The organism is Modestobacter sp. VKM Ac-2979, assembly GCF_026967995.1.
Taxonomy (GTDB): Bacteria; Actinomycetota; Actinomycetes; order Mycobacteriales; family Geodermatophilaceae; genus Modestobacter.
In genome coordinates, this window is sequence record NZ_JAPVBO010000004.1 from 284504 (window position 1) to 310156 (window position 25653).

Below are 25653 nucleotides of genomic sequence, written 5' to 3' on the forward strand. Positions count from 1 at the left end.
CCGACCCTCGGAAGGAGGGGCCCCGTGATCACCACCGACATCACCAACGCCGGCGTGCGCACCGTGACCTCGCCGGCCGTCGGCCTGCGCTGCTCCGTCCCGGCCGAGTGGGTCGTCGCGATGGCGCCCGCCGCCGCTCCGCAGTACGGCACCGGTCTGTCCTTCGCCGGCTCGGTGCCTGCTGTCCGCCTCCGCGGCCTGACCGCCGCCGCCGGCACGACCGGCCTGTCCACCACCGGTGCGCGCCTCGGCACCGATGCTCTCCCGTCCGTCCAGACCACCGCCCTGAAGGGCAACGCCGTCATCGGCGCCCCTGCTCGGCACACCAGCAACACCCCGGGTGACCTGCCCCCGGAAGACCCACTGGGCTAGCACGCCCAGCAGGTCCTCCTCGAGGCCGCGGAACCCGGACACCGGGTACCGCGGCCTTCGTCTTGCTCCAGCGTCTCGACGAGCCGCCGCGGAACCCCGACCACACCGGTCGGCGGGGCCCCGCCGACCGGCCGCACAGACGAAGGAAGAGGAGGAGCGGCCGTGCAGACCACGATCGACCCCGCGACGTCCCATCGCCGACCCGGGCTCGACCGCACGCACGTGTCCACCCAGGCGCCGGCCCGGGAGGTGGCCCGTCGGGGGCTGCCCTGCCGGGTGCAGGACGCCGACCTGTGGTTCGCCGAGAGCCCGGCTCAGCTCGAGCAGGCCAAGGCGCACTGCGCGACGTGCCCGGTGCGGTCGGCCTGCCTGGCCGGGGCGCTCGACCGGGCCGAGCCCTGGGGCGTCTGGGGCGGGGAGATCTTCGACCACGGGGTCGTCATCGCCCGGAAGCGGCCCCGGGGCCGCCCGCCCAAGGTCCGGACCGAGGCCGCGGCATGAGGCCGCGGCACCGGAGCAGCGGGCTCCCGCCCGTCCGGCGTCCCCACCCGGGGCGACCGGCCACCCGATGTACCGCCACCCGGCGACCGCGCAGCGGTACCGGCACACCCTGAGGGACCACGATGCACTCGTTCGACCAGGACCTGACCAGATCCCACATGACCCGGCGGATGTCCGAGGCGGAGTCGTCCGCCCGGGCCCGGCGGCTGATCACCGCCCGGCGCTGGGCGCGCCGGGCGGAGCGGGCCTCCCAGCGGGCCGCCCGCGCCAACTCCGCCGTCTGGTGACGACGGCGGGGCGACGCGAGCACAGGACGGCGTCACAGGACAGCACCACCGTGCGGCGGCAGCCGCTGTCCGTCCCGACCGCGGGGCCGCAGGCTCCCGGTCGGGACGGACCCAGCGGCTCCGCCTGAGCCGGGACGGTAGCTGGCCGCGGTGTCGTCCGTGAGGACGACAGGTCAGCCGGCGAAGCCGGGCAGCCACTCCTCGCAGACGCCGCGGTAGGGCGCCTCTGCGTCGAGCTGGCACAGCACGCCGATCGACCCCATCGTCACCCGGTGGATCAACAGGTAGGCCGGCGGCAGGTTGAGCTGGCGGCCCAGCCGGCTGGCGTCACTGCGCGGGTCGCCGATCCGGTTCGCCTGCTCCTGCATCCACGCCCGGTTGAACTGGAACGACGGGGCCGACACCGGAGCCAGGAAGGGCAGCAGGAAGTCCAGCACCCCCTGGGCGTCGACCTCGATGGACTCGCGGACGAAGCCCTCGGCGCGGAGGTCGGCCAGCACGTCCTCGGCGCGGCCCTCCAGCGCCCAGCGGACCAGCCGGCCGATGGGCTCGGGGTGGCCTCCGGGCAGCCGGGCCGTGGCACCGAAGTCGATGACCCCGAGCCGCCCGTCGGGCACCAGGCGGTAGTTGCCCGGGTGCGGGTCGGCGTGCAGCAGCCCGGCTCGCTGCGGCCCGGAGAAGTGCAGCACCGACATCAGCAGCCCGGCCCGGTTGCGCTGCTCCCGGGTGCCATCGGCGATGACCCGGGACAGCGGGATGCCCTCGAGCCACTCGGAGACGATGACCTTCGGTGCGCTGGCCACCACCCGGGGGACGACGATCTGGTCGTCGCCGGCGTAGGCGGCGGCGAACGCCCGCTGGGCGTCGGCCTCCAGCCCGTAGTCCAGCTCCTCCTCCGCGCGCAGCTTGAGCTCGGCGATGAGCGGCTTGACCTCCATGCCGGGGAAGAGCACCGCGAACATCCGGGCGAAGCGGGCGAGCTGGTTGAGGTCGGCCATCAGCGCGGTGCCGGCACCGGGGTACTGGATCTTCACCGCGACGTCCCGGCCGTCCCGCCACGTGGCCCGGTGCACCTGACCGATGCTGGCCGCCGCGGCCGGGGTGTCGTCGAACTCGCGGAACCGCTCGCGCCAGCTCCCGCCCAGCTGCTGGGCGAGCACCGCGTGCACGGTGCGCACCGGCATCGGCGGAGCCGCCTCCTGCAACTTGACCAGCGCCTCGCGGTAGGGCCCCGCCATCTCCTCGGGCACCGCGGCCTCGAAGATCGACAGCTGCTGGCCCAGCTTCATGGCGCCGCCCTTGAGCTGGCCCAGCACGGCGAACAACTGCTCGGCCGTCTGCTGCTGCAGCTCCGCGCTGACCTCCTCGGACGAGACCCCGGAGAGTCGCTTGCCGATGCCCAGGGTGGCGCGCCCGGCGGCGCCGAGCGGCAGGGAGGCGAGCCGTGCCGTTCGTGACACCGCCCCCCGCGGGATGTCCCGTCCGGTGTCACTCACCACACCAGTGTCCCCTCTACGGCGGTGGCGCGCCCCGACCGGCCCCTCGACAGGCGCATCCCGGGTGTGGCGGCCAGCGGCGCAGGCGGGGGAGGAGGTCGGGCGGGTGCAGCTCGAGAGCCGCGCCCACGGTCACCGGGTCGTCGTCGCCGTCGAGGTGGGCCAGCACCTGGACGGCCGCGGTGACCGCGGTGAGCAGGCAGGTGACGGTGGCGCCGCTGGGGGCCGGCTCGACCGCGGCGAGCTGGGCGGCCAGCCGGGGCCACGCCGGGTCGTCGTCCCGCCGCCAGGCGTCGGCGCAGCGCAGGCAACCGCCTCCAGGGCTGCCCGGCAGCACGAGCGGACCGACGACGCCGGTCTCCTCGCGCACCGTGGCGACCAGGTGCGGGGTGCCCGCCTGGTGCAGGGCCGCGGACAGCGGATCGGCGGCTGCCCAGGGGCGGCACAGCACCACCAGGTCCGGTGCCCGGTCCGGTGGGAGCGGCCGGAGGTCGGTCAGCGGACTGGCCCGCCGGACGGCGTCGGCCGCAGCCAGCGCCCGGGGGCGCCCCTCGTCGGCCGCCGTCACCCCACCGACGACGGCGTCCTCGGCGCGGGTCGCGCCCCGGTCCCGGACGTGCACCCACCCCACCCCGCTCGCGGCCAGCATCGCGGCGAGCGGCGCGCCCACCCGGGTCGCGCCGTCGACGACGACCGCGCTCTGCCGGCGGACGCGCCACCGCCCGCCCGTGCCGGCCCGCGGGACCGCAGCGGGCAGCTCCAGCCCGGCCCGGGCGACCGCGGCCGGGCCCGGGTCGGTGGCCAGCAGGTCGGCGGCGGCCAGGTCGTGCAGCAGGCCGGTGCCGCGCAGCCCGGCCAGCAGGTCGTCCACCACGTCACCGGGCACGCCGGCGGCCACCGACTCGGCGCGCACCGTGCGCTCGCTGCGGCGGCCGTCCAGCCGGCGCAGCAGGGCGGCGACCTCCTTGCCGGCCGGGTGGACCCGCAGCCCGTCGCGCCCGTCGACCCCGCCGATCTGCAGCAGCTGCGGGTCCAGCCGGAGCAGCGGCGTGGCGGCGGGCAGCAGCGGGTGTGGGCTCTCGGTCATCGGAGGGAGGGTGCCAGCGCGGCGGCCCGGCCCGCAGCCGTCGTCCACAGGCCTGGGAGCGGGGCCGCCGGCCTTCCCCCACAACCTGTGGACGGCGGTGTGGACACGGTGTTGACCGGCTGGCGTGTCGCTGTGCACGACCGGGGGAGTGGGCGGGGACGACGCCGGGCAGAGGACGCCGTCCGCTCCACTCACCTGCAGGAACGCCCAGGCGGACTTGTGGAGTGACCACCCGCCGTCCATCGATCGGGGGACAGCTGCCCGACCGGTGTCCACTGTCCGTGTGCACCTGTCCACGACCGGGTGTCCTCACCCTCAGCGTCCGCCGCCCGGCCCGATACGGTGCGTGCGTGGAGAAGCGACCCGACCGCCGCGCGCCGTCGACGGCCGTCCCCGCTGTCCGCACGGCTGCCCGTCCGGTGCCGGAGGTGGAGGTCCGCCGCAGCGCCCGACGCCGCCGGACCGTCACGGCCTACCGGGAGAACGGGCGCACCGTGGTGCTCATCCCGGCGGCCTTCAGCGCTGCCGAGGAGCGGCGCTGGGTGGACCAGATGGTCGCCAAGCTGCAGACCCGCGAGGAGCGGCGTCGCCGCACCCTCGCCTCCGACGACGAGCTGATGGACCGGGCGCTGGAGCTGTCCCGGGCGCACCTGGGCGGGCGGGCGGTGCCGGCCAGCGTCCGTTGGGTGGACAACCAGAACCGCCGCTGGGGGTCGTGCACCCCGGCCGACCGGACCATCCGGCTGTCGAGCCGGCTGCGGGGCATGCCGGAGTTCGTCGTCGACTACGTCCTGGTGCACGAGCTGGCGCACCTGCTCGAAGCGAACCACGACCAGCGCTTCTGGGCGCTGGTGCACGCCTACCCGCAGGCCGAGCGGGCGCTGGGCTTCCTCGAGGGCTTCGAACACGGCTCCACGGGCGACCAGGCCACCGACGGCGACGAGCTGGAGCCCGGCGCCGTCGACTGAGGAAGGACCCCGTCCTCCTCACCCCTCGCAGGCTCGGGGCGAGCCTCGGGACGGGGCCGTTCCAGCGCGTCACCACGCTCGCGGGGGGACCTGGCAGCGGGGCCGTGCCAGTACGGCACGAGCCCCGCCGCCAGGGGGAGGTCAGGCGCGGGGCTCTGCTCCGCCGTCCTCGTCGTCCGGGGTGGTCTCACCCTGCTCGGGCGGCGTGCCGTCCGGCTGCTCGTCCATGCCGCCGGTCAGCTCGGCGAACGGGTCGCCCGCTCCCTGGCGGGAGACGAAGTCCAACGGCTCGTCGAGGTCGTCGGAGGTGGGCAGCAGGTCCGGGTGCGACCACAGCCGGTCGCGCTCGGCCGGGCCGTGCTGCTGTGCCATCGCACCCCAGACCGTGCTGGCGTCCCGCAGTCGCCGCGGGCGCAGCTCGAGCCCGACGAGGGTGGCGAAGGTCTGCTCGGCCGGCCCGCCCGAGGCCCGGCGCCGGCGCATCGTCTCGGCCAGCGCCGAGTGGCCGGGCAGCCGCTCGGCGGCGGCCGCGGAGACGATGCTGTCCACCCAGCCCTCGACCAGGGCCAGCAGCGTCTCCAGCCGGCGCAGCGCCATCTGCTGCTCCGGGGTCTCCTCCGGCTCGAGCAGCCCGCTGCCCAGCAGCTTCTGGATGCTCTCCGGGTCGCTGGGGTCCAGCCCGCCCTCCATGCCGCTCATCGCGTCGTTGAGGCCGCGCTCGATGGCCTCCCGGTCGACGTGGATGCCACGGGCGTAGGCGTGTACGGCGTCGGTCAGCTGCTGGCGCAGCCACGGCACGTGGGCGTACAGCCGCTGGTGGGCGGCCTCGCGCAGCGCCAGGAAGAGCCGGATCTCGTCCTCGGGACGGTCCAGACCCTCACCGAAGGCAGCGACGTTCTGCGGCACCAGGACGCCGGCGCCCTGCGGCCCCAGCGGCAGGCCGACGTCGGTGCTGGTGGTGACCTCGTCGGCGAGCCGGGCCAGCGCCTGGCCGACCTGGGCGCCGAACATGACGCCGCCCATCTGGCCCATGATCCCGGCGAGCGGGCCGGCGATGGACGCGGCCTCGGCCGGGAGCGCGCTGGTCATGGCCGCCACCACGCGCTCGGCCAGCGGGTCGATCAGCGCGGTCCAGGCCGGCAGCGTCTGCTCGACCCACTCCACCCGGGACCACGCCAGGCCCCGGTCGACGCCGGAGGGCAGGTCGGTGACCTGGTCCAGCCAGAGGTCGGCCAGTCGCAGCGACTCGGTGACGGCCGCCTGCTCACCGGCGGAGGTGGGCTGGTGGCCGGGGGCCAGCTGGCTGATCGCGCCCTGCCGGGCGAGGTCCCAGTTCACCGGGCCGCCCGACCAGTTCATCAGCTTCTGCAGCTCGGCGAACAGCGGCATCTTGCCGAGCAGTTCCGCGGGGTTGCCGCCGCCTGCCCCGGCAGCGCCGAAGAGTGCACCGAGGCCGAAGGGGTCGTTGCCGGCCGGCCCGTCGCCGCCCTGCCCGCCGGGCTCGCCCCGGCGCTCGGGGTCACGGTCAGGGGGCCCGAAGCCGAAGGGGAGATCGCTCATGTCCCCACCGTAACCGCGCTGGACGCCGGTCGACCGCCGTCCGGACCCGGCACCGGTCGTTCCGCCCCGGCCGGCCGCTGACCTGCGTCGGACCGGCGACCTGCGCTGGTCACCTACGCTCGCCGTTCGACGGGCCCGCCCGCCGGGCCGCGGGCCCGACGACGGTGGCAGGGCCCGCCGAGGGCGGTCGACCGCCAGCGAGGAGGAGTCGTGGTCGAGGGCACGGGCGTGGACACGGCGACGTCGCGGACGGAGCCGTCCGCCGCGGGTGCGGTGCACCGGTGACCCGGCGGACCACCGTCCTGGTCGCCGGGACGCTGCTGCTGCTGGTGTTCGGCATGCTCGGGACGTTGCTCCCGGTGCCCTTCGTGGCCCAGGTGCCGGGCCCGACCTACAACACCCTGGGCGACATCGACGGCACGCCGATCATCAGCGTGGAGGGCCGCGAGCCCAACGACGTCTCGGGCAACCTGAACCTGACCACCGTCGGCATCCCGCAGGACGAGCTGACGCTGGTGGGCGCGGTGCAGGGGTGGTTCGACAGCGAGGTCGTGGTCGTGCCGAGGGAGCAGGTCTACCCCTCGGGCCGATCGGTGCAGGAGACCCAGGCGGAGAACCGGCAGGCCTTCCTCACCTCCGAGCAGGCCGCCCGGGGCGCTGCGCTGGGCGAGCTGGGGTACTCCGAGGCGGTCGTCGTGCAGGAGCTGGCCGAGGAGTCGGCGTCGGAGGGGCGGCTGGAGGCCGGGGACGCGATCGACGCGGTGGACGGCACGCCCACCTCCGACCTGGACGCCCTGTCGGCCGTGCTGGCGGCCACCCCGCCCGGCTCCGAGGTGGTCGTCGACTACCGGCGGCGGGGTGAGCCCGGGTCGACGACGGTGACCACGTCCGCCGCGGCCGAGGGCGAGGGGTCGGCGCTCGGCGTGCTGGTGCTGCAGACCCCGTACGCGCCGTTCGACGTCGGGATCGAGGTCGCCGACGTCGGTGGCCCGTCCGCCGGCCTGATGCTCGCCCTGGGGATCATCGACCTCGTGGGCGACACCGACCTCACCGAGGGGGCGGTGATCGCCGGTACCGGGACGATCGACACCGAGGGCGTGGTGGGGCCGATCGGTGGCATCCCGCTCAAGCTCGTCGCGGCCCGGGAGATCGGGGCCGAGCTCTTCCTGGTGCCCGCCGAGAACTGTGCCGAGGCGGTGCAGAACGCCCAGGAGGGGCTGCCGACGGCCCGGGTGGCGACGCTGGACGACGCGCTCACCGCCCTGGCGGACCTGCGTGCCGGGCGGACCCCCACGCCGTGCTGACGGTGCCCCTGCAGTGCTCACCGCCCCGTGTGGCACCGACTGTCAGCCCGCCGTGACCTGCCCGTGACCCGCTGGGAACCCGGCGCCGTCGACAACAGTTGAGGGAGCGGACCCCAGCGGTCCCGCCTCCCGCCACTGGCGGTTCCCGGGTCCCCTGTGATCGTGTTCCCCGGCCGGGCCCTTGAGCCCGCGCCATCTCGAAGCAGCAAGAAGACAGGAGACCGACCGTGGCCATGCGGCCCCCCGTGCCGGTGCCGACGCTGTCCCGGCGCGCCAAGCTGGTCATCGGCGTCGTCGCCGTCCTGCTGGTGCTCTTCACCGTGATCGGCACGCTCACCAACGTCTACGTCGACTACCTCTGGTTCGACGAGACCGGCTTCACCGAGGTGTTCTGGACCGAGCTCCAGACCCGTGCTCTGTTGTTCGCCGTGGCCGCGGTGGCCACCGGGGGGCTGGTCGCCCTCGCGGTGTACCTGGCCTACCGGTTCCGCCCGACCTTCCGGCCGATGTCGCTGGAGCAGCAGAACCTCGAGCGTTACCGCCAGTCGGTGGAGCCGCGGCGCAAGCTGGTGCTCGCCGGCATCGGCGTCGTCCTGGGCCTGTTCGCCGGCATCACCGCCCAGGGCAGCTGGCAGACCTGGCTGACCTACCGCAACTCCACCGACTTCGGGACGGTCGACCCGCAGTTCGGGCTGGACATCTCGTTCTTCGTCTTCGACTACCCGTTCTACCGGCTGCTGCTGGGCTTCGGCTTCGCCATCGTCCTGCTGTCGCTGATCGGGTCGGTGCTGACCCACTACGTGTTCGGCGGTCTGCGGCTGCAGACCCCGGGCCAGAAGCTCACCGGCGCGGCGCGCGTGCAGCTGTCGGTCCTGGTCGGGGCGTTCGTGGCGCTCAAGGCGATCGCCTACTGGCTGGACCGCTACGAGCTGGTCTACTCCAACCGCGGTGACGTCTACACCGGTGCCTCCTACACCGACCTGAACGCCCTGCTGCCGGCGAAGAACATCCTGGTCGTCGTGGCCGCGATCTGCGCCATCGCGTTCTTCGCCAACATCCTGGTGCGCAACACGCTGCTGCCGGCCGCGGCGCTGGTGCTGCTGCTGGCCTCCAGCCTGGTGATCGGCGTGGCCTACCCGGCGATCGTGCAGCAGTTCGTCGTCAACCCGAGCGCCAACCAGCGCGAGGCGCCCTACATCGAGCGGGCCATCGAGGCCACGCGCGACGCCTACGGCCTCGACGACGTCGAGTACGTCGACTACGCGCAGGACACTGCCGGCGATCCCAACGTCGGTGCCGTCCTGTCCGAGCTGCGCAACGACGACCAGACCATCCCCAACGCCCGCCTGCTGGACCCCAACGTGCTCAGCGACACGTTCACCGCGCGCCAGCAGATCCGCAACGTGTACGGGTTCCCGGAGAAGCTCGACATCGACCGGTACACCATCGACGGCCAGACCCAGGACTACGTGGTCGCCGTCCGCGAGCTGGACAGCGACGGCCTGAGCGAGAACCAGGACAGCTGGATCAACCGGCACACCGTCTACACCCACGGCAACGGCTTCGTGGCCGCGCCGGCCAACCAGGTGACCGCGGGCCGGGAGGGCGGCGAGCCCAACTTCACCACCGGCAACCTGCCCACGACCGGCAACATCCCGGTGGACCAGAGCCGCGTCTACTACGGCGAGCTGATGAACGACTACTCGGTGGTCGGTGCACCCGAGGCAGCCGAGCCGCGGGAGTTCGACCAGCCGGAGGGCGGCTCGGACGAGGGGCAGATCAACAACACCTACGACGGCACCGGCGGGATCGCGGCCGGCAGCTTCTTCCGGCAGCTGACCTTCGCCATCTTCTACCGCGAGCGGAACTTCCTGCTCTCCGAGGCGGTCAACGAGGAGTCCAAGGTCCTGCACATCCGCAACCCGCGGGACCGGGTGCAGAAGGCCGCACCGTTCCTCGAGGTCGACGGCGACCCCTACCCGGCGGTGATCGACGGGCGGATCGTCTGGATCCTCGACGGTTACACCACCTCGGACTCCTACCCCTACGCCGAGCAGATGGAGCTGGGCGAGGCCGCGACCGACGCGCTCACGGGCACCGGCACGACCGCGCTGCCCAACGAGACGTTCAACTACATCCGCAACTCCGTGAAGGCCACGGTCGACGCCTACGACGGCTCGGTGACGCTGTACGAGTGGGAGTCCGACCCGGTCCTGCAGACCTACATGCAGGCGTTCCCGGGCGTCGTCGAGCCGCGGGACTCGATGAGTGCCGAGCTGGAGAGCCACATGCGGTACCCGGAGGACCTGTTCAAGGTCCAACGGGAGATCCTCACCCGCTACCACGTCGACGACCCGGTCGACTTCTACAACCAGAACGACCGCTGGCAGATCCCGGACGACCCGACCCAGGACACCACGCAGGACCAGCCGCCGTACTACATCCTGGCCCAGCGGCCGGGTGACGCGGAGGCCAGCTTCCAGCTGACCAGCCCGATGAACGCCTTCGAACGGCAGAACCTGTCGGCGTTCATCTCCGCCTCGAGCGCGCCGGAGACCTACGGGGAGATCCAGGTCCTGCAGCTGCCCGGGAACACGCCGTTCCGTGGACCGGGCCAGGTGCAGAACGCCTTCGAGACCAACAACCTGATCCGGCCCGACCTGACCCTGTTCAACAGCGACAGTTCGACGGCGGTGTTCGGAAACCTGCTCACCCTGCCCATCGGGGACGAGGGGCTGCTCTACGTCGAACCGCTGTACGTCCGGTCGTCGGGTGAGGGCGGGTTCCCGCTGCTGCAGAAGGTGCTGGTCAACTTCGGGGACCGGATCGGTTACGCCAACACCCTCTCCGAGGCCCTGGACCAGGTCTTCGGCGCCGGAGCGGGGGAGTCGGCCACCGACAGCGACGACATCGCCGACACCGTCGACGAGGACGCCACCCCGGACGTCGTGCCGGAGCCGGTACCGGATCCTGAGGTGCCGGTGGGTGGGGGCGACGCGAACGGCACCCCGGAGATGGCCGACGCGGTCTCGGACATCAACGCCGCGCTGGAGGCGCTCCGCACTGCCCAGCAGGGCGGTGACTTCGCCGGCCAGGGTGCTGCCCTGGAGGACCTGCAGGTCGCGGTGGAGACGTACCAGGCGGCGCAGGCGGCGGCCGAGGCGTCCCCGGGCGGCTGAGCTCAGGCGGGGAGGGGGCCCTCCGGCCCCTCCCCGCAGAGCTGGTACTGTCCTGTCTACCGACGCGGGGTGGAGCAGCTCGGTAGCTCGCTGGGCTCATAACCCAGAGGTCGCAGGTTCAAATCCTGCCCCCGCTACGACGACGGAACGGCCCTCACAGTCACTGTGAGGGCCGTTCCCGTTCGTGCAGGAGCGTGGCCTGCCCCGCCGACCTCCCCGGTCGGGGGAATGGCCGTTAGCATGGGTGCAGCACCTGCCGCAGGGACCTGTCGCACGTCCGGCGACGACTTCTCCCGTGTGGTGGGTGTCCCGGTCACCGAGTGGTGGCTGCAGGTCCCCACCGCAGGTGGGCTGTCCGGCCCCGATGCGTCGATCTCCTGCAGATCCGTGGGGCCGGGTCGTGGACCGGAGTGCCCGTCCTGGGCGCTCCTCGCGACCGCCGTCACCGGCGACCGCGGACCTGTGTGCGGCACCCGCCGCGGCACCGTGCCGGGCGTTCCAGAGGAGGATCCTTGGCTCGACGAGGCCAGGCCCAGGCGGGCACCCGCCGGGGCGCCCCGCGCACCCAGCGACGCGCCCGCGACCGCGAGGACGGCGACCTGATCGCCGTGCTCGCCCGCACCGTCCGGGAGGTCGAGGCGGCCGCCCAGCGCGGCCGGGTGACCCCGGCCGTGCGCGCGAAGTTCCAGGTCGTGGCACTGCTGGTCCGCGAGGAGCACGCCCGGGTCCGGGCGGAGGAGGCCGGCAGCGACAGTCGCCGGACCGAGCAGCTCAAGCGGCTGGACGGGATCGGGACGATCCTGGCGAAGACCGCCGTGCGGGACTCCGGCCTGCTCGCGCTCCTCGCCGAGGACGCGGTCGTGTCGGAGGCAGCCAGGTCGCTCAAGCGGCAGGTGCTGGAGTCCGTCGGGGTCGAGCCGACCGCCGACGAGGCCCCGCCGCCGGAGCCCGCTGCCGCCCCCGTCGCCCCGGAACGTCAGGTGGTGCCCCAGTCGGTCGTCTCGCGGCAGATGGCCAACCCGTTCCTGGCTCCGGACTTCTCGGCCGTCCGGCCGGCCGCCCCCCGTCCGCGCCGCCTGGCCGGGTGGGAGCTGCTCGGCCCGTTGCTGAACTCGTTCGAGCGCGCCTCCGGGGGAGCCCCGGCGTGCCTGGACCTGCCCTTCCCGACCAGCCGGTTCACCCCGGCCGGCCTGGACCTGATGCCGCACCAGGGCCAGCTGGTCGCCGCGGCCGCCGCCGGTCACCGGACGTTCCTGCTCGCCGACGAACCCGGCCTGGGCAAGACGGCGCAGGCGCTGCTCGCCGCAGAGGCGGCGGACGCCTACCCGCTGCTCGTCGTCGTCCCGAACGTGGTGAAGACCAACTGGGCACGTGAGGCCGGGCTCTGGGTGCCGCACCGCTCGGCCACCGTGATCCACGGCAACGGGGACACGATCGACGGCTTCGCCGACATCGTCGTCGTCAACTACGAGGTCCTGGACCGCCACGTGGGCTGGCTCGGCGACTTCGGCTTCGGCGGCATGGTCGTCGACGAGGCGCACTTCATCAAGAACAAGACCTCCCAGCGCTCCCAGCACGTGCTGGAGCTCTCCGAGCGGATCCGGACCCGCAACCCCCGGCCCCTGCTGATGGCCCTCACCGGCACGCCGCTGATCAACGACATCGAGGACTTCCGGGCCATCTGGCAGTTCCTCGGCTGGATCGACGACGCCAAGCCGCTCGCCGAGCTGATGGACGCGCTGGAGGAGACCGCGCTGACGCCCGCCGACGCCGGGTTCTACAGCGCCGCCCGCCGCTGCGTCATCGACCTGGGCATCGTCCGGCGCCGCAAGGTGGACGTGGCCGCCGACATCCCCGCGCGCCGGGTCGCCGACCTGCCGGTCGAGCTGGACGGGCCGGCCGGGCGGTCGATCCGCGCCGCCGAGCGTGACCTCTCCCGCCGGCTGGTGAAGCGGTACGAGTCGGCGATCGCGGCCCGGGAGTCCGCCACCGTCGTCGAGGGCATCGACGCCGGCCTCGTGCGCCAGGTGGCCCGTTGGGAGCTGAAGGACGCCACCACGGCCAAGGCCGGGGAGAACGTCTTCAGCATGATGCGGCGGATCGGTGAGGCGAAGGCGGGCCTCGCGGCCGACTACGCGGCCCAGCTCGCCCGCAGCGCGGGCAAGGTCGTCTTCTTCGCCAAGCACATCGACGTCATGGACACCGCCGAGGAGGTCTTCACCAAGCAGGGGGTCCGCTTCTCCTCGATCCGCGGCGACCAGACGCCGGGGGCGCGGCAGCGGAACATCGACGCGTTCGTCAACGACCCGGACGTCGCCGTCGCGGTCTGCTCGCTGACCTCGGCCGGCGTCGGGCTCAACCTGCAGGTCGCCTCCAACCTGGTGCTCGCCGAGCTCTCCTGGACCGACGCCGAGCAGACCCAGGCCATCGACCGCGCCCACCGGATCGGCCAGACCGAGCCGGTCACCGCCTGGCGGATCATCGCCGCCCAGACGATCGACGCCCGGATCGCCGAGCTGATCGACAGCAAGGCCGGTCTCGCCGCCCGCGCGCTGGACGGGTCCGACGAGGAGGTCGGGTCGTCGACCGACGTCCAGCTCGAGGCGCTCGTCGCCCTGCTGACCGACGCCCTGGAGGCGGCGGCGCCCCCGGTGCCGGCCGCCGAGATCGCCCTCTGACCCCCCGGTGCAGGTGGTCTGAGGGGTGCGGTAGTGTTCTCCCTGCGACGCGGGGTGGAGCAGCTCGGTAGCTCGCTGGGCTCATAACCCAGAGGTCACAGGTTCAAATCCTGTCCCCGCTACCAACCGGAGGGCCCGGTCACCGTCACGGTGACCGGGCCCTCCGTCTGTGTGTGCCGAGCCGGTTGGGCAGACTCGTGCTGCTGCGCGGTGGGCGCCGGGCGATGAGGAGGACCTCCAGATGGACGCGGGACCGATCGCCGACCCGGCACAGCGATGGCCGGGGCAGGTCACCGAGCGCACGCTGGCCGACGGGCGGCCGATCCTCTACTTCGACGACGAGGCGACCGCCGGTCCGGTGCACGAGACGGCCGACGACCGTCCGCTGCTCGAGGCGCCGCGGGCCGGGGAGGTCCGCTACGACGTCCTCACCGGTGAGTGGGTGACGATCGCCGGGCACCGGATGAACCGCACGTTCCTGCCCAGCGCGGCCGACTGCCCGCTCGACCCGACCCGCGACCCGGCCCGCCCGACCGAGGTGCCCGACAGCGCGTACGACGTCGCCGTCTTCGCCAACCGGTTCCCCAGCTTCGCGCCGCTGACCGCCGGCCCGGCCGAGGGGGCGCCCGCCGTCCCGTTCGGCCCGCCGGACGCCCCGGCGTACGGCCACTGCGACGTGGTGGTGTTCTCCAGCGACCACGACGCCGCCGTCGTCGACCTGCCGGCAGCCCGGATGCGCACGATCGTGGAGGCCTGGGCGCAGCGGACGGCGGCGCACTCGGCCGATCCCGGGGTCGCCGAGGTCTTCGTGTTCGAGAACAGCGGCCAGGAGATCGGGGTGACGCTGACCCATCCGCACGGGCAGGTCTACGCCTACCCCGTCGTCGCGCCGCGCACCGGCCAGCTGCTCGAGCAGGCCCGCCGGCACCGGCAGGCGACCGGCGGCAGCCTGCTGGCCGACGTGCTCGCCGCCGAGCAGGCCGAGGGCACCCGGGTGGTGCTGGCCGGTGAGCACTTCACCGCCTACGTGCCGCGGGCCGCCCGCTGGCCGGTGGAGGTGCACCTCGCGCCGCACCGCGACGTGCCCGACCTGGCCGCGCTGGACGACGCGGAGCGCGCCGAGCTCGCGGTGGTCTACCAGGAGCTGCTGCGCCGGGTGAACCGCTTCCACCCCGGCGTCGAGCGGGTGCCCTACATCTCCGGCTGGCACCAGGCGCCGACCGGTGAGGAGCGCGACCTGGGCCGGCTGCACCTGCAGCTGTTCTCGCTGCTGCGGGCGCCCGGGAAGCTGAAGTACCTGGCCGGCTCGGAGTCCGGCATGGGCGCCTGGATCAACGACACCACGCCGGAGCGGATCGCCGAGCGGCTGCGCGAGGTGGCGTCGTGAGCGACGGGCGGTCGCAGGCCGACCTCGCGGTGGCCGAGCTGCGCGAGGCCTGGGGGAGCCGGCCGGACGGCGTCTGGACCGCGCCCGGCCGGGTCAACCTGATCGGTGAGCACGTCGACTACTCCGGCGGTCGCTGCCTGCCCTTCGCCTTGACGCGGGTGACGGCCGCGGCCGTGCGCCGGCGGGACGACGACCGGGTGCGGATCAGCAGCACCGACCCGGACGCCGCGCCGTTCGAGGGGACGCTGGCCGACCTGGGCCCCGGCGCGGTCTCCGGCTGGGCCGCCTACGCCGCCGGGACGCTCTGGTCGCTGCAGCAGGCCGGGGTCGAGGTGCCCGGGCTGGACCTGGCGGTCAGCAGCGACGTCCCGCTGGGCGCCGGCCTGTCCAGCTCGGCATCGCTGGAGGCGGCGGTGGCGCTGTCGGCGGCCGAGCTGGCCGGCCGGACCGACGACGAGCAGCTGCGGCACCTGCTGATCCAGGCCGCGATCCGGGCGGAGAACGAGGTCGTCGGCGCCGGCACCGGCGGGATGGACCAGACCGTCGCCCTGCTGGCAGAGGAGGGCTCGGCCCTGCTCATCCACACCCGGGACTCCCGCACCGAGCCGGTGCAGCTCGGGCTGGCCGAGGCCGGCCTGGAGCTGATGGTCATCGACACCCGGGTCAAGCACACGCTGGCCGATGGCCAGTACGCCCAACGGCGCGCCGACTGCGACGAGGCGGCCCGCCAGCTCGGCCTGGAGTGGCTCAGCGACGCCACGCCGGCCGACGTGGAGCGGCTCAGCGACCCGCGACTGCAGGCGCGCACCCGGCACGTGGTCACCGAGAACCAGCGGGTCGACGCGGTCGTCGAGCTCGTCCGGGCCGGGCGGGTGGCCGAGATCGGGCCGCTGCTGGACGGTTCGCACACCTCGCTGCGCGACGACTACGAGGTGTCGGCCGTGGAGCTCGACGTCGTCGTGGCGGCGGCCCGGGCGGCGGGTGCACTCGGCGCCCGGATGGTCGGCGGCGGCTTCGGGGGGTCGGCGATCGCGCTGATCCGGTCCGCGGACGCCGCGGCCGTCGAGGAGGCGGTCGTGGCCGCCTGCCGCGAGCAGGACCTGACCACCCCCGGCGTCCTCACCGTCACCTCCGGTCCGGCGGCTCGCCGGCTGTCCTGACCCGTCGCGGCAGGGGGAACACCCTGACCGCGACGGGGGTTCGGCAGAGCATGGAGCCGACCGTCAGAGACGCCCCCGAGGACAGCCGCTACGAGATCCGGGACGGCGACCAGCTGCTCGGGCAGGCCGTCTACCAGCGCCGCGGTGACCAGGTGGTGTTCACCCACACCGAGGTCGACAGCGACGCCGGGCACTCCGGGCTGGGCAGCACGCTGGTGCGCGCCGCCCTGGACGACGTCCGGAGCAAGGGCGGCACCGTCGTCCCGATGTGCTCGTTCGTGCAGGGCTGGATCGAGCGGCACCCCGAGTACCGCGACCTGGTCGCCGACGAGGCCTGAGGCCGCTGCGGGCGCGTGCGGCGCGCCTGAGAAGCTGGGGACATGCGTGTCCTGGTCACCGGTTGGTTCAGCTTCGACGAGGTGATCGCCACCATCGGCGACGAGCTGGGTGCCGATGCGGTGGTCGGCTGGCTGACCGAGGCCGGCATCGACCACGACGTCGCCTGGGCGCCCTACCTCCAGCGGGGTGCGAACTGGCGCGACCTCGACCCGGCCGACTACACCCACCTGGTCTTCGTCAGCGGTCCGCTGTCGGACACCCCGCTGCTGCGGGAGCTGACCGCGGCCTTCGCCGACGCCCAGCGGTGGGCGGTGAACGTCTCGGTGGTCTCCGACGCCGGGCGTGGCCTCTTCCACCGGGTCTGGGAGCGGGACGCCCCGGGCATCGCCCGGCCGGACCTGGCGATCGGCACGACCACGCCGGACGTCCCCGTGGTCGCCGTGGCCTTCGCCCCGCCGCAGGAGGAGTACGGCGACCGCAGCCGGGCCGCCCAGGTGCGGGCCGCGATCGAGAGCTGGCTGGGTGCCCGGGCCATCCCGTGGTTCGAGCTCACCATGGACCTGTACGAGAAGCCGCACGAGCGGTTCCCGCTGCAGGTCGAGGCGCTGGTCCGCCGGGCGGACGTCGTGGTCAGCATGCGGCTGCACGCGCTGGTCCTCGGTCTGGCGCACGGCGTCCCGGTGATCGCGTGCGACGCGATCGTCGGCGGGGCCAAGGTGAGCGCCCAGGCCGCGGCGCTCGGCTGGCCGGTCGTGCTGCCCGCGGAGCAGGTCGACGCCAACGCCCTCGACGCAGCGCTGGAGCACGCGCTGTCGGGCACGCTGACCCAGGAGCTGGCCGAGGCCCGCCGCCGCGGGGCGGCCGGCAACGCGGCGGCCCGCGAGTGGTTCCTCCGGGAGCTCGCGGGCGGGTGAGCCGGGGTCTGTGACGCCGGTCATGGCTGGGTTAGCGTCGGGGTGCTGCGTCCCCGTCGTCCGCCCTGGAGGCCGACCGTGAGCCCACCGACGCTGGACCTGGACACCGTCGACCTGTCCGACCGGACGTTCTGGGGCGCGCCGCCGGAGCAGCGGCACGCGGTGTACGACCAGCTGCGCCGCGAGCGCCCGTTCGCCTTCTTCGCCGAGCCGGTGATCCCCTACATCGAGCCCGGCCCCGGCTACCACGCGGTGACCCGGTACGCCGACGTCGAGGCGATCAGCTGCCAGCCGGCGCTGTTCTCCTCCGGGTCCGGCGCGGTGTCCATCGCCGACATGCCGCCGGACCTCAACGAGTTCTACGGCTCGCTGATCAGCATGGACGACCCCCGGCACGGCAAGATCCGGCGCATCGTCGCCAAGGCGTGCACGCCCCGGGTGCTGGCGGAGCTCGTGGGCAACGTGCAGGCGGTGGCCGACGACGTGGTCGCCCGCGCCCGGCGGACCGCCGAGGACGGCGACGGCACCATCGACGTGGTCGCCGACCTGGCCGCACCGATCCCGCTGCGGGTCATCTGCGACGTGATGGGCATCCCGGACGGCGACCGGGCGATGGTGCTGCGGCAGTCGAACGTCATCCTCTCCGGCGGCGACCCGGAGCTCGTCCAGGACGAGGAGCAGATGGTCACCGCCTTCCTGAAGGCGGGGGAGGAGCTCGCCGGCCTGATGGCCCGGCTGGCCGCCGAACGGCACGCCCACCCGGCCGACGACCTGACCACCGCGCTGGTCAGCACCGAGGTCGATGGCGAACGGCTGACCCGGCAGGAGATCGCCTCGTTCTTCATCCTGCTGCTGGTCGCCGGCAACGAGACGACCCGCAACGCGATCTCCCAGGGCGTGCTCGCGCTGTCCGAGCACCCGGCCGAGCGTGACCGGTGGGCCGCCGACCCCGGGCTCACCCGCACCGCGGTGGAGGAGGTCGTGCGCTGGACCAGCCCGATCACCTGGATGCGGCGGACGGCCACCCAGGACGTCGAGCTGTCCGGGCAGTCCTTCCCGGCCGGGTCGAAGTTCCTGCTGTTCTACGGCGCGGCCAACCGCGATCCCGCCGTCTTCGCCGACCCGCACCGGTTCGACCTGTCCCGCGACCCGAACCCGCACGTCGGGTTCGGCTCCCGCGGTCCGCACTTCTGCCTGGGCGCGCACCTGGCCCGGCGGGAGATCGGCGTGGCCTTCCGGGCCTTCGCCGACCAACTGCCCGACCTCGAGGTGGTCGGGCCGCCGGCCCGGCTGGAGTCCTCGTTCGTCAACGGCCTCAAGCGGCTGCCGGCGCGGCTGGCCGGCGCCAGATGACCCGCGTGGTGGTCGACCGGGAGGTCTGCATGAGCGCGGGGGTGTGCGAGATGGAGGCACCGGAGGTGTTCGAGCTCGACGCCGACGGCGTGCTCCAGGTCGGTGAGCCGACCGACCTCACGGCGGTGGAGACCGCGGTGCGCGCCTGCCCCACCGGTGCGCTCACCCTGGTCGACGAGGACTGACCGCTCAACCCGCCTGGTCCAGCGGGCGCAGGGCGGTGGCGAACCGCCGTTCCAGCTCGGCCGGCACGGGCCGGCGCCGGCGCAGTGCGGCAGGCAGTCGGCGCAGCACCCCGGCCAGCGCCTGGCGGGCGGCGGCATCCCGCGCGGCGCGGCGCGCCAGCTGCCCGGTCGCGGCGAGCGCCACCGGGAGCGGTCGGCGCAGCCAGTCGACGAGCACGTCGTTGCGGGTCTGCAGCGCCCAGCGGGCCGGGCTCGGCCGGTCGGGTCCGGCGGGGTCGTGCCAGGCGACGACGTCCTCGGCGAACACCTGCTGCCAGCCCGCAGCGCCGAGGTCGAGGGCCAGCAGGTGCTCCTCGCCGCCGAAGAACAGCAGCGGCGAGAACCCGCCCACGGCCAGGTGGGCGTCGCGGCGGACGACGGCGGCGAACGCCGGGAAGCTCAACACGTCGGGCCCGGCGGGGGAGCGGCCGAGCACCGCGGCGCGGTGCTTGCGGGTCACGGCGTCCTCGCTGCCGTCACCGGCCAGCCGCACCCGGCCGACCACCACCGCCACCCCCGGGTGGGCGTCCAGCAGGTCGGCCGCGGCCGCGAGCGCACCCGGCTCCCACCACGAGTCGTCGTCGGCGAAGGCGACGTAGCGGGTGGTGGCCCGCTGCACCCCGTGGGTGCGGGCGACCGCCCCGGCGTTGGTCGGCAGCTCGACCACCTGCACCCGCGGGTGGCCGGCCCGGACGGCGTCCGCAGTCCCGTCGGTGGAGCCGTTGTCCACCACGATCACCGGTGGCCAGCCGGGGGAGTCCAGCCGGTCGAGCGACCGCAGCAGCGACTCACGTCGGTCCATGGTGGCGATGACGACGCTGACTCGGGGCTCGCTCACGACGAGCCCCCTACCCGGCTGCCCGGCACGGCACGGGTGGTCGCGGTGTGGGACCGGCCACCGGGCCTGCCCCCTGGGGGCTCAGGCGATGAGGGCGGTGCCTTCGGTCGGGGTGTGCAGCGCGGTGGCCAGGGAGTCCAGTGGCAGGTCGAGGGCGCCGGCCAGTGCGGCCACGGTGAAGAACGCGGGGGTCGGCACCCGGCCGGACTCGATCTTCCGCAGCGCCTCGAGGCTCACCCCGGAGGCGGCGGCGACCTCGGCGGGCGACCGGTCGCCGCGGGCCGCGCGAAGCAGGGCACCCAGTCGGCGGCCGCGCTCACGTTCCTCGGGGCTCAGCGGTGGTCGGACCATGGGCGTGATAGTAATACCGGGATACCAATCCCGGAAGGACCACAGATGATCGAGCTGCGCACACCCGGGGAGATCGACGCCATGCGCGCCGCCGGGGCGGTGGTCGCCGACATGCACGCCGCCGTGCACGCGCTGGCCGCACCAGGGGTGCGGCTGACCGAGCTGGACGCCGTCGCCCGCCAGGTCCTCGCCGACGCCGGCGCCACCTCACCGTTCCTCGGCTACGCGCCGCTGCACAGCACGCCGCCGTTCCCCGGCGTGCTCTGCCTGTCGGTCAACGACGTGGCCCTGCACGGCATCCCGACGTCCGAGGAGCTGGAGGACGGCGACCTGCTCAGCGTCGACGCCGGGGCCACCCTCGACGGCTGGGTGGGCGACGCGGCCCGCACCTACCCGATCGGCACGCCCCGGCCGGAGGACGTCCAGCTGGTGGAGACCACCGAGCGGGCGCTGGCCGCCGGGATCGCCGCGGCGGTGGTCGGCAACAAGATCGGCGACATCTCCGCCGCCATCGGTGCGGTCGGCCGGGCCGGCGGCTGCGGCATCAACACCGACCAGGGCGGCCACGGCGTCGGCCGGTCCATGCACGAGGCGCCCAGCGTGCCGAACGAGGGCCGGGCCGGTCGCGGGCTGAAGCTGCGCGCCGGCCTGGTGATCGCCATCGAGCCGTGGTTCCTGGCCGGCGGCAGCGACGACTACCGGGTCGACGCCGACGGCTGGACGCTGCGCAGCGCCGACGGCAGCCGCGCCGCGCACGTCGAGCACACGGTGGCTGTGACGGAGGACGGCCCCCGCATCCTCACCGCCCCCCGGTGACCCCCGCCGTTGTGCGCTCACTGTCGCTTCTCAGCCGAGGAACCGACAGCGAGCGCACAACGGCGATCAGGCGAGGGACTGGTCCAGGTCGGCTAGCAGGTCCTCTACGTCCTCGATGCCGACGGACAGGCGGACCAGGTCGGCCGGCACCTCCAGGGGGGAACCGGCGGCGCTGGCGTGGGTCATCCGGTGCGGGTGCTCGATCAGCGACTCCACGCCACCGAGCGACTCGGCCAGGGTGAACAGCTGCGCGCGCTCGCACACCCGCAGCGCTGCCTCCTCGCCCGCCTTCAGCCGGAACGAGATCATCCCGCCGAAGCCGGACATCTGCTTGGCCGCGATGTCGTGGTTGCGGTGCTGCGGCAGCCCCGGGTACAGCACGTCGCCGACGGCCGGGTGCTCCAGGAGCCACTCGGCGATCCGGCCGGCGTTCGCGCTGTGCCGGTCCACCCGGACCCCGAGCGTCTTCAGGCTGCGCAGCACCAGCCAGGAGTCGAACGGGCCGGCGACCGCACCCATCGCGTTCTGGTGGTAGGCCAGCCGCTCACCCAACTCGGTGTCGGCGACCACGAGGGCACCCCCGACGACGTCGGAGTGCCCGCCCAGGTACTTGGTCGTGGAGTGGACGACGACGTCGGCGCCCAGGGTCAGCGGCTGCTGCAGGTAGGGGCTGGCGAAGGTGTTGTCGACGACCAGCAGCGTGCCCGAGGCGTGCGCGATCTCGGCCAGCGCGGCGATGTCGGAGACGTTGAGCAGCGGGTTGCTCGGCGTCTCGCACCAGATCACCCGGGTCGTCTCCGGCGCGACCGCGGCGCGGACGGCGTCCAGGTCGTTGAGGTCGACCGGCTGGTGGGTGACGCCCCACGGCTCGAGCACCCGGGAGATCAGCCGGTACGTGCCGCCGTAGGCGTCGCCGCCCAGCACGATCCGGTCACCGGGCCGGCACACGGTGCGCAGCAGGGTGTCCTCCGCGGCGAGCCCGGAGGCGAAGGCGAGCCCGCGGGTGCCCTGCTCGAGGGAGGCCAGCGCCGTCTGCAGGGTGTCCCGGGTGGGGTTCGCGCTGCGGCTGTACTCGTAACCGCCGCGCAGCCCGCCGACGCCGTCCTGCTTGTAGGTGGTGGTCAGGTGCAGCGGCGGGATGACCGCGCCGGTGGCGGGGTCGGGCTCCTGCCCGGCGTGGATGGCGCGCGTGTTGAAACCGGTCACGACTGCACCGTAGGCGCCGGGATGCCGACGAGGTGGCCCAGCACGTCCTGCCGGGTGACGACGCCGGCGGGCTTGCCGTCGACGTGCACGAGCAGGGCATCGGCGTCGCCGAGCGCCCCGACCGCGGCCGAGACCGGCTCACCGGACCCGATGATCGGCAGCGGGGCGGACATGTGCCGCTCCACCGGGTCGGCCAGCGAGGCCCGGCCGGTGAACAGCGCATCCAGCAGGGCCTTCTCCGCGACCGAGCCGACCACCTCGCCGGCGGTGACCGGCGGCTCGGCCTTCACGACCGGCAGCTGGCTCACCCCGTACTCGCGGAGGATGTCGATCGCGTCGCGCACCGTCTCGTTCGGGTGCGTGTGCACCAGCGTCGGGGTGCTGCGGGACTTGGCGTCCAGCAGCTCGCCGACGGTCTCGCCGCCGCCGGCGTCCAGGAAGCCGTAGTCGGCCATCCACTCGTCGTTGAAGATCTTGTTCAGGTAGCCGCGGCCACCGTCGGGCAGCAGCACGACCAGGACGTCGTCCTTCGTCAGCCGCTCGGCCACCCGCAGGGCCGCCACGACGGCCATCCCGCAGGAACCGCCGACCAGCAGGCCCTCCTCGCGGGCCAGCCGCCGGGTCATCGCGAAGGAGTCGCCGTCGGAGACCGCGACGATCTCGTCGGCGATCGACTTGTCGTAGGCCTCGGGCCAGAAGTCCTCGCCGACGCCCTCCACCAGGTACGGCCGGCCGGTGCCGCCGGAGTAGACCGAGCCCTCCGGATCGGCACCGATCACCTGCACCCGGCCCTCGCTCGCCTCCTTGAGGTAGCGGCCGACGCCGGAGATGGTGCCGCCGGTGCCCGCACCGGTGACGAAGTGGGTGATCCGTCCGTCGGTCTGCGTCCAGATCTCCGGCCCGGTGGTCTCGTAGTGCGAGCGCGGGTTGTTCGGGTTGGCGTACTGGTCGGCCTTCCAGCCGCCGGGGGTCTCCCGGGCCAGCCGGTCGGAGACCGAGTAGTAGGAGCGCGGGTCGGCCGGGTCGACGGCGGTGGGGCAGACGTGCACCTCGGCGCCGTAGGCCTTGAGCACGTTGATCTTCTCCTGGCCCACCTTGTCCGGGCACACGAAGATGCACTTGTAGCCGCGCGTCTGGGCGACGATGGCCAGGCCGATGCCGGTGTTGCCGCTGGTCGGCTCGATGATCGTCCCGCCCGGCCGCAGGGCCCCGGACGCCTCGGCGGCCTCGACCATCCGCAGCGCGATCCGGTCCTTCACCGAGCCGCCCGGGTTGACGTACTCGACCTTGGCCAGCACCAGCGGCGCGTCCGGGCCGAGGTGGGCGGTCACGGTGTTGAGCCGGACCAGCGGGGTGTTGCCGATGAGCTCGACGACGGACTCGGCGTACTGCACGGGGGCTCCTGCTCTGCGGGTGGGCCGGCGGCGGATCGCGCGCACCGGCGTACCCGACCATCCCACCAGACGCCGCGGGGATGCGTCAGTACGGCAGGTAGTAGGTGAGCAGGTCCGCACGCAGCGGTGGGAAGAGCGCCGCGTAGAAGTCGGCGTCCCGGCCCGGGTACACGTCCGGTCGGCGACGGGAGAGCCCGTGCATGCCGTGCGGTCCGAAGAGCAGGGCGCCCAGCTGGTCCGGGGCGACGCCCGCGCCGCGGACCGTGCCGGGGGCCTGCAGCCGCCCGCCGGGGACCACCGGACCCAGCCCGTCGTCGGTGACCGGCAGCCGCCAGCTGGCCCGGTAGGTGGAGACCACGATGTCGTGTCCACCGCGATCGGCTCCGGCGGCGGCGACCCGGCGGCCGAGCACCGGCCGCAGCGCCTCCAGCAGCGCACCCGGCTCGGGGACCCGCACGTAGTACTGCTCGGCCAGGTCGCTCCCGTCGCCCAGCCGGTCGGCCCACGCGCGGCCGGGGAGGCTGCCCGGGCGGTCGGTGACCCGCACCGGCCGGCCGGCGGCGAGGGCGGCGACCCCGGCCAGCAACCCGGTGGCCGCGGCGTCGTCCACCGCGGTCGGCTCGGCGACCAGCACGTCGTCGTCGGGTTCGGGGACCCGGGCGGAGGCGACGACCGCGCCGTCCCGCTCCAGCACCCAGGTGGTGCTCGCCTCGTGTGCCACCAGCCAGCGCAGCCGGGCAGCCGGGTGCGGCATCGCGACGTCCGCGCCGGCCTGGGCGGCGCCCTGCAGCCGGGCCAGCGTCGGCAGGTCCGCCGGGGTGGCGGGCCGCAGCCCGGGGTCCGGATCCGGGAGCGAGCGCACCGGCCGGGCCGGGGGGACGTCGATCGCGTACTCGTAGCCGAACAACCGGTAGAAGTACGGGATCCCGATCATCACCTGCAGCAGGTCGCCCCGGGCGGCGGAGCGGTCGTGCGCCCAGGCCATCAGCGCACGCACCAGGCCCCGGCCCTCGTAGGCGGGGTCGGTGGCCACCAGCTCGACCTGACCCGCGGGCAGGACGACGTCCTCCAGCCGAACGGACTCGGCCAGCAGGGTGGCGGTGGAGACCACCCGGTCCCCGTCGACGACGACGGCGGTGGCGTCCCAGCCGGTGTCCGGGTCCTCGACGACCAGCCGCTGGTCCAGCGCGTCCGCCGGCTCGCCACGGTCGCTCAACAGTGCGCCCACCTGCGCCAGGTCGCCGGGGCGGCAGCTCCGCAGGAGGAGACCGCCGGGGAGGAGCTGCTCCGCTGCTGCCGTCGCGGTCATCCCCGGACCCTGGCGCGGACGTCGGGGCGGGGCAACCGAGTTCCGGGCCGGATTCGGTGCCCGGCTGTGCGGCAGACGCGTTTACGGCGTATACGCTCGGTCGGCCGGTCGGGCATGCCACCCGCCGGAGGCGGACGTCGAACCGACGGCCCACCCGCCGGACTGGAGAGGGAACCCCCGAGACGATGACCGAGAGCCTTGGCGCGCTGCACCAGGAGCTGGCCGGAGTCGTGCTCGCGGGGCGGGAGCTGCCCGAGGTGCTGACCGAGATCGTCCAGATCTCCCACCGCGCGATCCCCGGTGCCGAGGCCACCTCGATCACGCTGATCCGTGACGACCGCGCCTTCACCGCTGCCTTCGACGGGCAGATCGCGATGGACGCCGACGAGCTGCAGTACGAGCGCGGGTACGGCCCGTGCCTCGACGCAGGGCGGTCCGGGGAGGTCTTCCTCGTCGAGGACATGCGGCACGAGGACCGTTGGCCCGACTACGCGCGGCACGTCGCGGAGCTGGGGGTGCGGAGCTCGCTGTCGATCCCGCTGCCCTTCCAGGGCGCGAACATCGGCGCGCTGAACAACTACGCCCGACACCCCGGTGCCTTCGGCGACGTCGACGTCACCGCCGGGGAGGAGGTGGCGGCCTTCGTCGCGATCGCCGTCGGCAACGCGGAGGCGGCCGCCCGGGCGACCGACGACGTGGCCAACATGCGCCAGGCGATGGCCTCCCGCGCGGTCATCGAGCAGGCCAAGGGCATCCTGATGGAGCGCTACAAGGTCACCTCCGAGCAGGCGTTCACGCTGCTCACGCACGCCTCGCAGCGCACCAACGTCAAGCTGCGCGACATCGCCGAGGAGCTCACCGCCACCGGGCTGCTGCGCGGCAGCTGACCGCGGCTGGCGGCACGCTCGCGGACGGGGCCAGGATCAGGGC

23 protein-coding genes and 2 tRNA genes are annotated in these 25653 nt (G+C 74.1%); 17 read left to right on the forward strand and 8 right to left on the reverse strand.

Annotated elements, in window-relative coordinates; genetic code table 11:
- Positions 1-24 precede the first annotated feature (24 nt).
- The 3 genes from O2W15_RS13420 (at position 25) to O2W15_RS13430 (ending at position 1160) form a co-directional block, all read left to right on the forward strand.
- Positions 25-372, forward strand: a complete 348-nt coding sequence (locus tag O2W15_RS13420; protein ID WP_269164619.1) for a hypothetical protein — start codon at positions 25-27, stop codon at positions 370-372.
- Positions 373-534: 162 nt separating this feature from the next.
- Positions 535-873, forward strand: a complete 339-nt coding sequence (locus tag O2W15_RS13425; protein ID WP_269168893.1) for a WhiB family transcriptional regulator — start codon at positions 535-537, stop codon at positions 871-873.
- A 122-nt stretch (positions 874-995) separates the two neighbouring features.
- Positions 996-1160, forward strand: a complete 165-nt coding sequence (locus tag O2W15_RS13430) for a hypothetical protein (protein ID WP_269179775.1) — start codon at positions 996-998, stop codon at positions 1158-1160.
- A gap of 173 nt (positions 1161-1333) precedes the next feature.
- Here O2W15_RS13430 and O2W15_RS13435 read toward each other — a convergent pair whose 3' ends face one another.
- Together O2W15_RS13435 and O2W15_RS13440 are read right to left on the reverse strand one after the other, a co-directional pair.
- Complete coding sequence (locus O2W15_RS13435; protein ID WP_269179776.1) at positions 1334-2656, reverse strand: ABC1 kinase family protein; 1323 nt, start codon at positions 2654-2656, stop codon at positions 1334-1336.
- A gap of 16 nt (positions 2657-2672) precedes the next feature.
- A complete protein-coding gene (locus O2W15_RS13440; RefSeq protein ID WP_269179777.1) occupies positions 2673-3743 on the reverse strand; it encodes a ThiF family adenylyltransferase in 1071 nt (356 codons plus the stop codon).
- A gap of 350 nt (positions 3744-4093) precedes the next feature.
- Here O2W15_RS13440 and O2W15_RS13445 point away from each other — a divergent pair, with 350 nt between their 5' ends.
- A complete protein-coding gene (locus O2W15_RS13445; protein WP_269164624.1) occupies positions 4094-4711 on the forward strand; it encodes a M48 metallopeptidase family protein in 618 nt (205 codons plus the stop codon).
- A gap of 141 nt (positions 4712-4852) precedes the next feature.
- On the opposite strand, the gene O2W15_RS13450 is transcribed toward O2W15_RS13445, so the two are convergent.
- Complete coding sequence (locus O2W15_RS13450; RefSeq protein WP_269164625.1) at positions 4853-6271, reverse strand: zinc-dependent metalloprotease; 1419 nt, start codon at positions 6269-6271, stop codon at positions 4853-4855.
- A gap of 281 nt (positions 6272-6552) precedes the next feature.
- On the opposite strand from O2W15_RS13450, the gene O2W15_RS13455 reads away from it, so the two are divergent.
- The 11 genes from O2W15_RS13455 to O2W15_RS13505 all read left to right on the forward strand — a co-directional run bounded on the left by O2W15_RS13455 (position 6553) and on the right by O2W15_RS13505 (position 18770).
- A complete protein-coding gene (locus O2W15_RS13455) occupies positions 6553-7575 on the forward strand; it encodes a YlbL family protein (protein WP_269179778.1) in 1023 nt (340 codons plus the stop codon).
- A 233-nt stretch (positions 7576-7808) separates the two neighbouring features.
- Positions 7809-10754 carry a UPF0182 family membrane protein gene (locus O2W15_RS13460; RefSeq protein ID WP_269164737.1) on the forward strand — a complete coding sequence of 982 codons (2946 nt, stop codon included), beginning with the start codon at positions 7809-7811 and terminating at the stop codon, positions 10752-10754.
- Between the two features lie 63 nt (positions 10755-10817).
- A tRNA-Met gene (locus O2W15_RS13465) sits at positions 10818-10891 on the forward strand.
- A gap of 375 nt (positions 10892-11266) precedes the next feature.
- Positions 11267-13432 (forward strand): DEAD/DEAH box helicase, encoded by a 2166-nt coding sequence (locus O2W15_RS13470; protein WP_269164627.1) that lies wholly within the window; start codon positions 11267-11269, stop codon positions 13430-13432.
- Between the two features lie 48 nt (positions 13433-13480).
- Positions 13481-13557: transfer RNA gene (locus tag O2W15_RS13475), tRNA-Met, on the forward strand.
- A gap of 116 nt (positions 13558-13673) precedes the next feature.
- Complete coding sequence (galT, locus tag O2W15_RS13480) at positions 13674-14819, forward strand: galactose-1-phosphate uridylyltransferase (RefSeq protein WP_269179779.1); 1146 nt, start codon at positions 13674-13676, stop codon at positions 14817-14819.
- The gene (gene galK / locus O2W15_RS13485; protein WP_269179780.1) at positions 14816-15979 is read left to right on the forward strand and encodes a galactokinase; all 1164 of its coding nucleotides are present in this window, start codon (positions 14816-14818) and stop codon (positions 15977-15979) included. Before galT ends, galK begins: the two co-directional genes overlap by 4 nt.
- A 50-nt stretch (positions 15980-16029) precedes the next feature.
- The gene (locus O2W15_RS13490) at positions 16030-16317 is read left to right on the forward strand and encodes a GNAT family N-acetyltransferase (RefSeq protein ID WP_269164630.1); all 288 of its coding nucleotides are present in this window, start codon (positions 16030-16032) and stop codon (positions 16315-16317) included.
- Positions 16318-16359: 42 nt separating this feature from the next.
- Complete coding sequence (locus tag O2W15_RS13495) at positions 16360-17232, forward strand: polysaccharide pyruvyl transferase family protein (protein WP_269179781.1); 873 nt, start codon at positions 16360-16362, stop codon at positions 17230-17232.
- Positions 17233-17310: 78 nt separating this feature from the next.
- Complete coding sequence (locus tag O2W15_RS13500; RefSeq protein ID WP_269179782.1) at positions 17311-18585, forward strand: cytochrome P450; 1275 nt, start codon at positions 17311-17313, stop codon at positions 18583-18585.
- The gene (locus O2W15_RS13505) at positions 18582-18770 is read left to right on the forward strand and encodes a ferredoxin (protein ID WP_269179783.1); all 189 of its coding nucleotides are present in this window, start codon (positions 18582-18584) and stop codon (positions 18768-18770) included. The genes O2W15_RS13500 and O2W15_RS13505 overlap by 4 nt, the downstream gene beginning before the upstream one ends.
- Positions 18771-18774: 4 nt before the next feature.
- Here the strand turns inward: O2W15_RS13505 and O2W15_RS13510 are convergent, their stop codons facing one another.
- Together O2W15_RS13510 and O2W15_RS13515 are read right to left on the reverse strand one after the other, a co-directional pair.
- Positions 18775-19647, reverse strand: a complete 873-nt coding sequence (locus tag O2W15_RS13510) for a glycosyltransferase family 2 protein (RefSeq protein ID WP_269179784.1) — start codon at positions 19645-19647, stop codon at positions 18775-18777.
- A gap of 81 nt (positions 19648-19728) precedes the next feature.
- Positions 19729-19998 (reverse strand): helix-turn-helix domain-containing protein, encoded by a 270-nt coding sequence (locus O2W15_RS13515; RefSeq protein WP_269179785.1) that lies wholly within the window; start codon positions 19996-19998, stop codon positions 19729-19731.
- Positions 19999-20043: 45 nt separating this feature from the next.
- Here O2W15_RS13515 and map point away from each other — a divergent pair, with 45 nt between their 5' ends.
- Positions 20044-20814, forward strand: coding sequence for a type I methionyl aminopeptidase (map, locus tag O2W15_RS13520; protein ID WP_269179786.1), 771 nt, complete (start codon positions 20044-20046; stop codon positions 20812-20814).
- 66 nt (positions 20815-20880) lie between these two features.
- Here the strand turns inward: map and O2W15_RS13525 are convergent, their stop codons facing one another.
- From O2W15_RS13525 to O2W15_RS13535, 3 genes are all read right to left on the reverse strand, one after another.
- Positions 20881-22020, reverse strand: a complete 1140-nt coding sequence (locus O2W15_RS13525; RefSeq protein WP_269179787.1) for a cystathionine gamma-synthase — start codon at positions 22018-22020, stop codon at positions 20881-20883.
- Positions 22017-23414 (reverse strand): cystathionine beta-synthase, encoded by a 1398-nt coding sequence (locus O2W15_RS13530; protein WP_269179788.1) that lies wholly within the window; start codon positions 23412-23414, stop codon positions 22017-22019. The genes O2W15_RS13525 and O2W15_RS13530 overlap by 4 nt, the downstream gene beginning before the upstream one ends.
- 85 nt (positions 23415-23499) lie before the next feature.
- Positions 23500-24723: a GNAT family N-acetyltransferase gene (locus O2W15_RS13535; RefSeq protein ID WP_269179789.1), complete on the reverse strand. Its 1224-nt coding sequence runs from the start codon at positions 24721-24723 to the stop codon at positions 23500-23502.
- 185 nt (positions 24724-24908) lie between these two features.
- Here O2W15_RS13535 and O2W15_RS13540 point away from each other — a divergent pair, with 185 nt between their 5' ends.
- Positions 24909-25610: a GAF and ANTAR domain-containing protein gene (locus tag O2W15_RS13540; protein ID WP_269179790.1), complete on the forward strand. Its 702-nt coding sequence runs from the start codon at positions 24909-24911 to the stop codon at positions 25608-25610.
- Positions 25611-25653 lie beyond the last annotated feature (43 nt).

Coding starts and splice junctions, on each gene's coding strand:
- O2W15_RS13430 (WP_269179775.1), top strand. CDS start 996: ATGCACTCGTTCGACCAGGACCTGACCAGATCCCACATGACCCGGCGG.
- O2W15_RS13440 (WP_269179777.1), bottom strand. CDS start 3,743: ATGACCGAGAGCCCACACCCGCTGCTGCCCGCCGCCACGCCGCTGCTC.
- O2W15_RS13450 (WP_269164625.1), bottom strand. CDS start 6,271: ATGAGCGATCTCCCCTTCGGCTTCGGGCCCCCTGACCGTGACCCCGAG.
- O2W15_RS13460 (WP_269164737.1), top strand. CDS start 7,809: ATGCGGCCCCCCGTGCCGGTGCCGACGCTGTCCCGGCGCGCCAAGCTG.
- galT (WP_269179779.1), top strand. CDS start 13,674: ATGGACGCGGGACCGATCGCCGACCCGGCACAGCGATGGCCGGGGCAG.
- O2W15_RS13490 (WP_269164630.1), top strand. CDS start 16,030: ATGGAGCCGACCGTCAGAGACGCCCCCGAGGACAGCCGCTACGAGATC.
- O2W15_RS13495 (WP_269179781.1), top strand. CDS start 16,360: ATGCGTGTCCTGGTCACCGGTTGGTTCAGCTTCGACGAGGTGATCGCC.
- O2W15_RS13505 (WP_269179783.1), top strand. CDS start 18,582: ATGACCCGCGTGGTGGTCGACCGGGAGGTCTGCATGAGCGCGGGGGTG.
- O2W15_RS13515 (WP_269179785.1), bottom strand. CDS start 19,998: ATGGTCCGACCACCGCTGAGCCCCGAGGAACGTGAGCGCGGCCGCCGA.
- map (WP_269179786.1), top strand. CDS start 20,044: ATGATCGAGCTGCGCACACCCGGGGAGATCGACGCCATGCGCGCCGCC.
- O2W15_RS13535 (WP_269179789.1), bottom strand. CDS start 24,723: ATGACCGCGACGGCAGCAGCGGAGCAGCTCCTCCCCGGCGGTCTCCTC.
- O2W15_RS13540 (WP_269179790.1), top strand. CDS start 24,909: ATGACCGAGAGCCTTGGCGCGCTGCACCAGGAGCTGGCCGGAGTCGTG.